The sequence below is a fragment of the Corynebacterium sp. UMB10119B genome, assembly GCF_030228125.1.
Lineage (GTDB): Bacteria > Actinomycetota > Actinomycetes > Mycobacteriales > Mycobacteriaceae > Corynebacterium > Corynebacterium pseudogenitalium.
Genome location: NZ_JASPBG010000009.1, coordinates 92772 through 102258 on the forward strand (window position 1 = coordinate 92772; position 9487 = coordinate 102258).

A 9487-nucleotide genomic window follows, 5' to 3' on the forward strand; every position below is an offset into this window, starting at 1 on the left:
GGTGCGAAAGACACTCTAGCGTATGTTACAGAACAATGGAAATCTGCGGTTGGCCCAGTCTGGGAACTGGCGTAAAGGTGGGTGAATGGGCGTCGAAAAGCGGGAAGAGGCTGTAGCGTGGGGCCATGGCTACGACATATCGAGTACAAAATCCGGCGACGAATGAGATCGTCGCAACGTTTGAGCAGACCACCGACCAGGAGCTGCAGGACACCCTCCAGCGCGCCGACGCTGCGTACAAGACATGGAGTGCCCTCAGCTACGAGGAACGCGCCGCATACCTGCGCAAAGTTGCTCAGCTTTTCGAAGAGCGCCGCGACACCCTCGTGAAAATCATCGCTGAAGAGATGGGTAAAGCCATTGACCAAGGCGACGGGGAAGTCAGCGAATGCGTGGAAATTTGCAACTACTACGCAGACCACGGCGCCGAATTCGGCGCGGACGAACCGCTGCCGCACGACGGTGGGGACATCGTGATCCGCAAAGTGCCACTTGGCGTGATCGTCGGCGTGATGCCGTGGAACTTCCCGTACTACCAAGTCGCACGCTTTGCGGCGCCGACGCTGATGGCGGGCAACACCATCATCCTCAAGCACGCGTCCATCTGCCCGCATTCCGCCGAAGCGATCCAGCAGATCTTCGACGACGCCGGCGTGCCCGAAGGCGTGTTCAGCTACCGGCGCATCAGTCACAGCCAGATCGAAGACCTGCTCGCGGATCCACGCGTGCAAGGCGTATCACTCACCGGTTCCGAGGGGGCAGGCAAGGCCGTTGCGAAGGCAGCTGGCGCCAACCTGAAGAAGGCCCTGCTGGAGCTCGGCGGTACCGACGCATACATCGTCCTGGATACCGACGATATTGATCGCGAAGTGCGCACCGCCATGAAGAAGCGCATGAGCAACGTCGGCCAGGCGTGCACCTCCAACAAGCGCATCATCGTGATGGACGACATTTACGACGAGTTCGTTTCCAAGATGGTGGACGCCGTGTCCGAGCTTCGCCAGGGTGACCCGTTCTCCCCAGAGCGCGGCTGCTACTACCCGCTGTCCTCCCGTGAAGCAGCCGAGACGCTGCGCGACCAAGTCGCCGCAGCCGTCGAAGCCGGCGCCACCCTCCACTGCGGTGGCCAACTGACAGGGGAGGGCGCTTACTTCACCCCGGCCGTCATCACCGACATCCCAGTCGGCTCCGATTCCTACTACGAAGAGTTCTTCGGCCCGGTCGTGGAGATCTACAAGGTGTCCTCCGACGAGGAAGCCGTGGAGCTGGCCAACAACTCCCGCTACGGACTCGGTGGCGCGGTGTTCTCCACCGACGAGGAGCGCGCCAAGAAGGTGGCCAACCAGGTTGTCACCGGCATGATCCACGTCAACATCCCGCAGGCCCGCGGTGCCGGACTGCCGTTCGGCGGCGTGAAGAACTCCGGCTTCGGTCGCGAGCTCGGGCCGCTCGGGATGGACGAGTTTGTAAACAAGCAGCGCTACTTCGTGGCGAAGTAGCGCTGGGGGACGGGGGCTTGCGGGAATAGTCGGGATTTTGTGAACAGAATTGCGTCTGCTGCGGGCGGGGTTAATCTCGCTTCAGCGGGCGCACTTCCACGTTGACGCCGACGGGGCCAGCCACGGGCTCGATTTCCACGGTGCGCGGCCCCTCACCGAGGAAGTCGAGGGAGGAGAGCGTCTCCGTGGCGTCCGCGGTGAACAGCTCGATGGAGCCACGGTCTAAGTAGATGTCCAAGGCATCGCCCGGGGTCCAAGGCATGGAACGGTAACCGCTGCCGGCGCCGTTGCCCCGCGCAAGTACTAGGTGGATGCGCTCGGCGAGGGTGTCGAACACGATGTGGGCGCAGCGGGCGTCGTCACGAATGAGGTGGAGGACCACCTGCTCGCAGGTGTTTGTCTGCAGCGGGACGAGCTGCTCCAGGTCGGGGGTGACGCGCAGCCATGCCTCCTCGAGCGGGGCAAGGGTGGTTGTTTCGCCTGCTTGGAGGGTGGCGTCGTGCGTCTCGGGGGCCGAAAAGCTCGGCGATTTCGGGGGCGGGCGCGCAGTGGAGCGTGAGGGCGTCGCTAAGCGAGAGTTCCCGAGGCAGGCTGAGCTGGCCGGACCAGCCGTCCTCGCGCGAGGCGAGCGGGTGAGCGAACTCGCCCATCCAGCCGAACGCCAGGCGCCGGTTGTTGGGGGCGGCGAAGGACTGGGTGGCGTAGAAGTGGTGGCCCCAGTCGAGAAGCCGGAAGTCGGTTTCGGGCACGAACTGCGCGCCGGGCTCCCACGAGCCCACAACGTAGCCGACGTTGTGGCCATTGCGCAGGCTGTACCCGGAGCGGATCGGCGTGCGCACCATCGGGCCGTAGATGAGCACCCACTTGCCGTCGAGGAAGAAGAAATCGGGGCACTCGACCATGAAGACGTTCGGGTCTGGGTCGATGAAGAGGGAGCCTGCCTCGGACCAGTTGTAGAGGTCCTCGGAAGTGTACAGCAGCACGTGGCCACGGCCGTCTACTTCGGCGCCGATGGTCATGTACCAGCGGCCGTCGTGGGAGAACACTTTCGGGTCGCGCGCGTCCGCGTTGACGGGCGGGACGACGGCGCCGTGCTTCTCAAAGTAGATACCGTCGGTAGAGGTGGCCAGCATCTGGGTCTGGAACTTGCCGTCCTTGTCATCGACGCCGTTGACCCAGCGGTTGCCCGTATAGAACGCATACAGCGTGCCATCGTGGACGACAGCGGAACCGGACCAGATGCCGTCGGCGTCATCGGACCCGGGATCACCCGGCGCTAGAGCGATAGGCTCTTCGCGCCACTCGAGCAGGTCCGCGGAGGAAGCGTGGCCCCAGTGCATCGGGCCCCACGCTGGGCTGTACGGGTGATGCTGGTAGAAAGCGTGGAACCGGCCGTCGAAAAAGCAGAGGCCATTCGGGTCATTGATCCAGCCACCAGGGGCTGCGACATGGAACGAGGGGTACCAGCGGTCATTGGTGTGGTGGAGGGGTTGCATGATGAAACCTTTCTAAAAACGTTGCGGGCTAGCGGGTTGGGATTTCTTCGGGGTTGACCACGGCTTCGTCGTCGCGCTTGAGCGCGAAGACCGCGATCACACCTGCGACGAAGACAACGCCCGAGATGACGAAGAACGTTGACTGGTAACCAATCTGGTCACGGAGCGAGCCCAGCGGGGTCGACAGGATCACGTTGCCGAGCTGCGAAGAAAGCTGGAATGCCACCAGGTAGAGCGTTGCGGAGAGTGCCTTGTTGAAGTGGATAGCGAAGTACTTGAAGATAGCCAGGATGCACAGCGGAACCTCAAACGCGTGCAGCATCTTCGCAATACTGATCAACACCGGGCCTCCGAACGCCGCGCACAGGAAGATACGGACAAACATCACACCGATCCCCAGCAGCAACGTATTACGGGCGCCCACCTTGCGCATCAACAGCGGGATGAGGCCCATCATGATCGCTTCGAGGAAGACCTGCACCGAGTTCAACGTGCCGTACGCACGCTGGCCGACCTCCGGAGAACTAAACAAAGACGTGTAGAAATCTGGGAACATCTGCTGGTCAAACACGGTGTAGAACGTCCAGGACAGCAACACAATCACGATGACCTTCCACACATGGCTGTCCTTGAGCAGGCCAAGCATCTCGGAGACCGGCGGGGGCTTCGCCGTGACCTCCTCAATCGAAGCCTCCTGCGCCGTGCCCTTCGGGTGCCAGAACAGCTGCGTGCACAGCAGCAGCGCGCCGAGCGCGGAACCGATCCAGAAGTTCAGCATCGGGTTAATGGTGAAGAAGATACCCGCAAGCAACGCGACGATCGCGTAGGCAAACGAACCCCACATGCGGGCCTGGCCGTACTCAAAGCCGGTGCGGTTTGCCATCCTCTCCACGAACGCCTCCATCAGCCCGGCGCCAGCCACGAACCCCGCCGAGAGCACCACGCTACCCAGGATTGCGCCGACGATGAAGTGGTCGCGCAGCAACGGGTGGTAAATGAACTGCGTGAACGGCCCGATGAGGGTTGCGCTCGCGCCGATGAAAATAGTCAGCGGGCGCTTCAGGTCCAGCTTGTCCTGAAGCACGCCGTACACCAGCATCAGCGCCATCGTGATCGCGCCCTGGATGGCGTACACGGTACCTACCTGCGCGCCGTTGAGCTGCAGACCGCCAGCCTCAGACGTGAGCCAGATCTGGTAGAAGGACCACCAGATTCCCCACGCTGCGAAGAACAGGAAAATCGTGGCGGAACCGAAGCGGTACGCGGGGTTTGAAAACTGCGATCGAAGCATCTCCATCGCCGAATGTCCTTTCTGTGAGGCCCGGGGGTAGCCGGGCACGACAATGGCTTCGCAGGGATATGTGCAGTTGCGCGTGCTGCGCTTCTCGTTCTTGGTCCTTGCAGCGACCCTGCTTAAACCTTTAAGCGCATAGTATGTCGGGGGTGTGCGAAAGGTGGGGAAGGTGCTAAAACGATTTAGCGAGCTTGGGAAACGCTCCCACGCTCAACCACTTTCAGGGGGAGCAAGGTGGGATTCTCGGTACCGGGCTGTTCGCCGGACAGAAGGCCAACCAGCATGCGCGCCGCCCGCGCACCCATCTCCTGATACGGCAGCCGGAACGTCGTCAGACCCGGCCGCACCAACGCCGCCAAATCCTCATCATCAAAGGACAACACCGAAATTGTCGACGCCACATCCAACCCCGCGTCCTGCATCGCCTGATACACGCCCAACGCCAAACGATCGTTCGCCGCCAGGACCGCGGTGGGGTAGTTTGTGGGGTCGTCATCAAGAATCTCCGACATCCGCGCATACCCCGACGCCGGCTCCCACACCGACGCGTGGCCCTCCGCGTGCAGACGGATCCCGTGGTGGGCCAGGGCGGCGTCGATACCGCGCATGCGCTCGCTAATGCTGAACGAAGGCGTCGCGGCCTCTGGGAACCTGCCGATCAACGCAATCGAACGGTGCCCCCGCGCCACCAAATAGTCAATCGCGTCCCTGCCCGCAGCAAAGTCATCCGGCAAGATCGCAGGAAGATCGCCCGCCTGACCGTTGCAGATCACGAGCGGCAAGTTCGTCTTTGGCAGTCCAAGTTCACGCGACGCCATCAACCCGACCACAACGCCATCCACGTTCCGCGACTCCAACGTATGCAACGCCGGAGCAAACCGATCCGAACGGTGGCCGGTCTCCGCCATCATCACCGCGTGGCGCAGCTGCTCAGCCTCGTCCACGATGCCCGTGATCATCGGGGAAGCGAAACGGGTAGTTGTGACCTCGTCGGAGAGGAAACCAATCGTGTGCGTGCGTCCAGTCTTCAGTGCCCGCGCCAGCGTATTCGGGCGGTAGCCCAGTTCGCGCGCGGCCTCCCGGACCTTCCACGCCGTCTCCTCTGGGATGCGTGAGCCGGGCTTGCCATTGAGCGCGAGGCTCACCGTGGCCGTGGAGACGCCGAGATGCTTCGCGATATCCGCGAGCGTGACACGATGCGAACTTCTGGACATTTGAAGCAGTATAGCCGGGGTGGGTCGGGCTTGATGGGGGTGGTAGGTGCCTTCGTGGGAATAGTCGGGATTTTGTGAACAGAATTGCGTCTGCTGCAGGCGGGGCTACTCGCAGGCGACGCCGTCGCCGTCACGGTCGAGCTTCGAGCGGTAGCCAGGCTCGTGGCTGTAAATCGGAGTGACTCCGGCGCGGCGTGCTGCGGCGCAGTTGGCGTAATAACCATTCGCCGGCGCTTTTCCGTTGTGCGAAGGCGCGGGTGCCTGCTTCGGGGCCGGAGCTGGAGCCGGAGCCGGGGCAGGCTTTGAGGCGGGCTTCGGTGCCGGCGCGGGTTTTGGTGCTGGCTTTGGAGCGGGAGTTGGCTTCGGAGCAGGCTTCCTAGCTGGTGGTCCAGGGATGATGCCTGGCAGCGGATTCGGGATGATGCGCTGCTGGACCGCCCAGAACGTAGCACCAGCGCCGATGCCCAGCACCGCGAGGATGCTTGTGACTGCGATGGCGGCGATGGCGCCGTCGGAAAGCCCTTCTGAAGGGGTCTCCGGCTTGGAGGCCGTGGTGGTTGTCGGGGCGGGGCTTTCAGGAGCGGCGTGTGCTGGTGCCGCGACACCGAGCGTGAGCGAGCAGGCGAGGGCTGCTGCGATAGTTGTTTTTCTCATGTGTAAAGCATGTCATAAGCATTGGAAAAGCCTGAAATGACATGTTGTAAGAGAGTGGTTGGCAATCCCTAATCCCTCACTCGTCGCCGTGGAGGCATGAAGCCTGTGGGCTTTTGTAAAAACTCTTTACATGTCTTTTCGCTCATTCGCTGTCTTGCAAGCTTTCCCCTGAGCCAGTCGATGGCGGCTTCACCTCGTTTTAGTCGTTCTTCGTTTTCACCAAGCTCTGGTCCACCGCACGAGATCGAGCCATCCCTGTCAGTGATGGGGTGTGCGAACAACCTGGAGCTCGGGGAGTGATTTCAGGCAGATGGAGAAAGTGAAGCGGTTTGTGTATGAAACATCTCATAAAACTCTTGAATCGGTGGACATTATTGGTTATAATCAAGGCAACGCTGGCGATAAGTCCTCCAGGGGAGGACTTCTTACCCCGATAGGTGAGATAGCCAGCTTCTCTATGTTCTATGGTCGCCCCCATGGAAGGAACAAACTCGCAAGCGTCGGTTTAATGCACGGCTCAAACCATGTGCATTTCTTACCTTCTAAATGCCGCTGTACAGCCCAAAGGCCGTAATCAGCTACTTGTAATCCCCACGCTGAGGGCGCGGTCCACACACATAGCGTGATATTTCGCTGTATCTGACTGCACACTTCTTCTACTGCTTGTCGCGCAGCTTCTCTGATTCCTTTGGTACCGAACTCTGCCACAATGACGAACAGCTCGTCTTGAGGCTCGGAAACTTGGAGGGCGATTTCTTTGAGGTGTAAGTACCAGGCTGTCTTGTAGAGACCCATTGGTCCAGCGTCTTTGATGTGCGGGTATGCGTTTGACTTGTACAGGAAGGTTGTATCGAAGCGGGGCGCTTGCTTTTGGATGAGGCTGAACATTTCGTTTCGCGTTCTAGCAGAGTCGTCGACGGCGTGGAATCCGCGGGTGAGCTTTATTCCTTCTTTGGAGCGACTAGCGCGTAGGTGGAGCCCTTGTAGGAGGTCGTCTCCGTGTGTGTCGTGCTGGAATGCGGCGGTTCCGAAGCCGAAGTAGGTTGATGCTCCGCCACCTTGTGGGTTCGGTGTCCCGTCGTAGTCAAGGTTTCCGGTTTCGTCGGCGTAGAGGTAGATGCGTTTATTCATGGTTTCCATTCAGAGAGGCTTTAGGGACATTTTGTGTGTATAAATCTATCCGGCTTACCGGGATGACCTCGCCCAACATCACGATATGGTTTTCAAGACAGTCCCATTCGACCGTTTTGAGAAAACATTCATCGTCGCGTTTCAGCGCGAACACCGCGATCACACCAGCGAGGAAAACCACGCCGGAGATGACGAAGAACGTTGGCTGGTAACCAATCTGGTCACGGAGCGAGCCCAGCGGGGTGGACAGGATCACGTTGCCGAGTTGCGAAGAAAGCTGGAATGCCACCAAATACAGGGTTGCGGAGAGCGCCTTGTTGAAGTGGATAGCGAAGTACTTGAAGATAGCCAGGATGCACAGCGGAACCTCAAACGCGTGCAGCATCTTCGCGATACTAATCAACACCGGGCCGGTAAACGCCGCGCAGAGGAAAATGCGGACGAACATCACGCCGATACCCAAAAGCAGCGTAGTGCGGGCGCCCAGTCTTCAAACCCGCGCCAAGGTGTTTGGGCGTTAGCCCAGCTCGCGGGCCGCCTCCCGGACCCTCCGCACTGTCTCTTCCGGAATGCGCGAACCGGGTTTGCCGTTTAGTGCGAGGCTTACCGTGGCAGTGGAGACGCCGAGATGCTTCGCGATATCCGCGAGCGTGACACGATGCGAACTTCTGGACATTTGAAGCAGTATAGCCGGGGTGGGGTGGTCTTGGTTGGGATGGGCGTGGTGGGATGCGGTGAGGTCGGAGTACTCGTCGAAAACTGACTCGGGATTTTGTGAACAGAATTGCGTCTGCTGTGAGATGGGGTGCTCGCTCCAGCCAGCGAACTTCGGCGGTGGCACCGACGGGTCCAGGCACAGTGGTGTAACTGGCGGGGCGTGCGTTCATACACTATCTTTAGACGCGTGGGGGTTATGGAAGGCGCGATCCTCCAAATTAGTTTAAGGATCGCATATTTCATCTTTTTAGGTATATTTGCTGCTGCCGTGATGATCGATGGTTGGGACTTCACCGCAACAAATGCAACCATTGCCGCGACACCTATCTTTGCGTCGATAGTTGCGTTGCGTGGAGTAATTCGAACGCTTGAAGTTGCCAACGTTCAAGAATAGTGGCACAGAACCGAGTGGATCGTCGATAGGCTGATTGGCGCTCGGAATCATCATGAGATTCGAACCATGTCCGAGATTCTAGTGGCGCATTTGAAGTCAAACATCCCTAACGACGAAGAGCGCAAACTAATCAACAACATAATGAAATCGGCATTGAAGTCTTTGCGAGTAGACTGAAAATCAATACTTCGACTCGAGTTCAAAGGAAATTAGCATGCACACTATGGGACTTTTTCGCCGCAAGCGCGTGCTTCCGTACGCGAATGATGAGCGCACTGTTTTCCAGGACACGGATGACGCGAAAACAAGGTTGGCACGCCTTGCGCTGCTGACGAGTGCCAAGGGGGAGGTCGATCCTCTAGTGATAGAGATTCTTGGACCGGCAAAAAGCGGGAATTCATAACTTGGGGGCTTAAGGGACATTTTGTGTGTGTAAATCTATCTGGTTTCCCGGGATGACCTCGGCCAGCAACCAGATATGGTTTTCAAAACAGTTCCATTCGCCCGTTTTGAGAAATCAACACCGAATGACGCCTGGTGTGTGATCTGGAGTCTGCGGGTAGCGCAGGGACCCGCGGCATCGAGGGCTCTAGGGGACTAGAACCAGCCGCCTGTGCGTTGGGCGGTCGCATATAGCCAGGGGGACGCGCAAAGCCCTTGACGTGCACAATTCTGGTCGCATAGAGGCGCTCGGGTGTTCCGGTCGACCTCATTGCGTCGACCAACCCAGGTCAGCGCGATTTGGATGGTTTTGGGGCTATTTTGCCGATTTTGCGCTGACCTGCGTTGGTAAACCGGAGTAGGTCGACGGGAAGAGGTCGACGGGCCGAAAGAATTCGATACCGGCATTGATCATCGGTGGAACCTCAGCTTAGGAGTGAGAAAAGGGTGGGCCGGACGGAGCTAAACACACAAAATGTCCCTTAAGCCAACTTGGGAGCGTGCCCGTTCGCTCCGGTCGGGGGCCGAAAGAGATCGACGGGATCAGCGTGGTCAAGACCGCAGCAACCAGGGTTAAGCGACAAAATGTGTGCTTTTTGCATATGGATTCCCGGCCCTGCCTGGGCCTACGGCGGGAAAGTGCTCGT

The 9487-nt window shown here is 59.5% G+C and carries 10 protein-coding genes; 2 read left to right on the top strand and 8 right to left on the bottom strand.

From position 1 onward, the window contains the following. Nucleotides 1-125: 125 nt before the first annotated feature. On the top strand, nucleotides 126-1499 hold the full coding sequence (locus QP802_RS08125; protein WP_284818262.1) for an NAD-dependent succinate-semialdehyde dehydrogenase: 1374 nt from the start codon (nucleotides 126-128) through the stop codon (nucleotides 1497-1499). A 70-nt stretch (nucleotides 1500-1569) separates the two neighbouring features. Here the strand turns inward: QP802_RS08125 and QP802_RS08130 are convergent, their stop codons facing one another. From QP802_RS08130 to QP802_RS08165, 8 genes are all read right to left on the bottom strand, one after another. Then, nucleotides 1570-1881, bottom strand: coding sequence for a glycoside hydrolase family 32 protein (locus QP802_RS08130; protein ID WP_284818263.1), 312 nt, complete (start codon nucleotides 1879-1881; stop codon nucleotides 1570-1572). Then, a complete protein-coding gene (locus tag QP802_RS08135) occupies nucleotides 1859-2995 on the bottom strand; it encodes a glycoside hydrolase family 32 protein (RefSeq protein ID WP_284818264.1) in 1137 nt (378 codons plus the stop codon). The genes QP802_RS08130 and QP802_RS08135 overlap by 23 nt, the downstream gene beginning before the upstream one ends. Nucleotides 2996-3023: 28 nt before the next feature. Then, the gene (locus tag QP802_RS08140) at nucleotides 3024-4292 is read right to left on the bottom strand and encodes an oligosaccharide MFS transporter (protein ID WP_284818266.1); all 1269 of its coding nucleotides are present in this window, start codon (nucleotides 4290-4292) and stop codon (nucleotides 3024-3026) included. 179 nt (nucleotides 4293-4471) lie between these two features. Then, nucleotides 4472-5503: a LacI family DNA-binding transcriptional regulator gene (locus QP802_RS08145; RefSeq protein ID WP_256005279.1), complete on the bottom strand. Its 1032-nt coding sequence runs from the start codon at nucleotides 5501-5503 to the stop codon at nucleotides 4472-4474. A 105-nt stretch (nucleotides 5504-5608) separates the two neighbouring features. Further along, on the bottom strand, nucleotides 5609-6157 hold the full coding sequence (locus QP802_RS08150) for an excalibur calcium-binding domain-containing protein (protein WP_284818269.1): 549 nt from the start codon (nucleotides 6155-6157) through the stop codon (nucleotides 5609-5611). 462 nt (nucleotides 6158-6619) lie between these two features. Continuing rightward, entirely contained in the window at nucleotides 6620-7288 is a 669-nt protein-coding gene (locus QP802_RS08155; RefSeq protein ID WP_070975340.1) for a DUF3800 domain-containing protein, read from the bottom strand. After that, nucleotides 7281-7775, bottom strand: coding sequence for an MFS transporter (locus QP802_RS08160; RefSeq protein ID WP_255366085.1), 495 nt, complete (start codon nucleotides 7773-7775; stop codon nucleotides 7281-7283). The genes QP802_RS08155 and QP802_RS08160 overlap by 8 nt, the downstream gene beginning before the upstream one ends. Before the next feature lie 30 nt (nucleotides 7776-7805). Beyond that, entirely contained in the window at nucleotides 7806-7964 is a 159-nt protein-coding gene (locus QP802_RS08165; RefSeq protein WP_083329380.1) for a LacI family DNA-binding transcriptional regulator, read from the bottom strand. A gap of 228 nt (nucleotides 7965-8192) precedes the next feature. Here QP802_RS08165 and QP802_RS08170 point away from each other — a divergent pair, with 228 nt between their 5' ends. Then, the gene (locus QP802_RS08170) at nucleotides 8193-8399 is read left to right on the top strand and encodes a hypothetical protein (RefSeq protein WP_284818271.1); all 207 of its coding nucleotides are present in this window, start codon (nucleotides 8193-8195) and stop codon (nucleotides 8397-8399) included. The last annotated feature ends 1088 nt before the right edge of the window (nucleotides 8400-9487 follow it).

Excerpts from the sequence above, each read along its gene's own strand:
- QP802_RS08165 (WP_083329380.1), bottom strand. The coding sequence starts at position 7,964 with ATGTCCAGAAGTTCGCATCGTGTCACGCTCGCGGATATCGCGAAGCAT.
- QP802_RS08135 (WP_284818264.1), bottom strand. The coding sequence starts at position 2,995 with ATGCAACCCCTCCACCACACCAATGACCGCTGGTACCCCTCGTTCCAT.
- QP802_RS08155 (WP_070975340.1), bottom strand. The coding sequence starts at position 7,288 with ATGAATAAACGCATCTACCTCTACGCCGACGAAACCGGAAACCTTGAC.
- QP802_RS08150 (WP_284818269.1), bottom strand. The coding sequence starts at position 6,157 with ATGAGAAAAACAACTATCGCAGCAGCCCTCGCCTGCTCGCTCACGCTC.
- QP802_RS08125 (WP_284818262.1), top strand. The coding sequence starts at position 126 with ATGGCTACGACATATCGAGTACAAAATCCGGCGACGAATGAGATCGTC.
- QP802_RS08140 (WP_284818266.1), bottom strand. The coding sequence starts at position 4,292 with ATGGAGATGCTTCGATCGCAGTTTTCAAACCCCGCGTACCGCTTCGGT.
- QP802_RS08145 (WP_256005279.1), bottom strand. The coding sequence starts at position 5,503 with ATGTCCAGAAGTTCGCATCGTGTCACGCTCGCGGATATCGCGAAGCAT.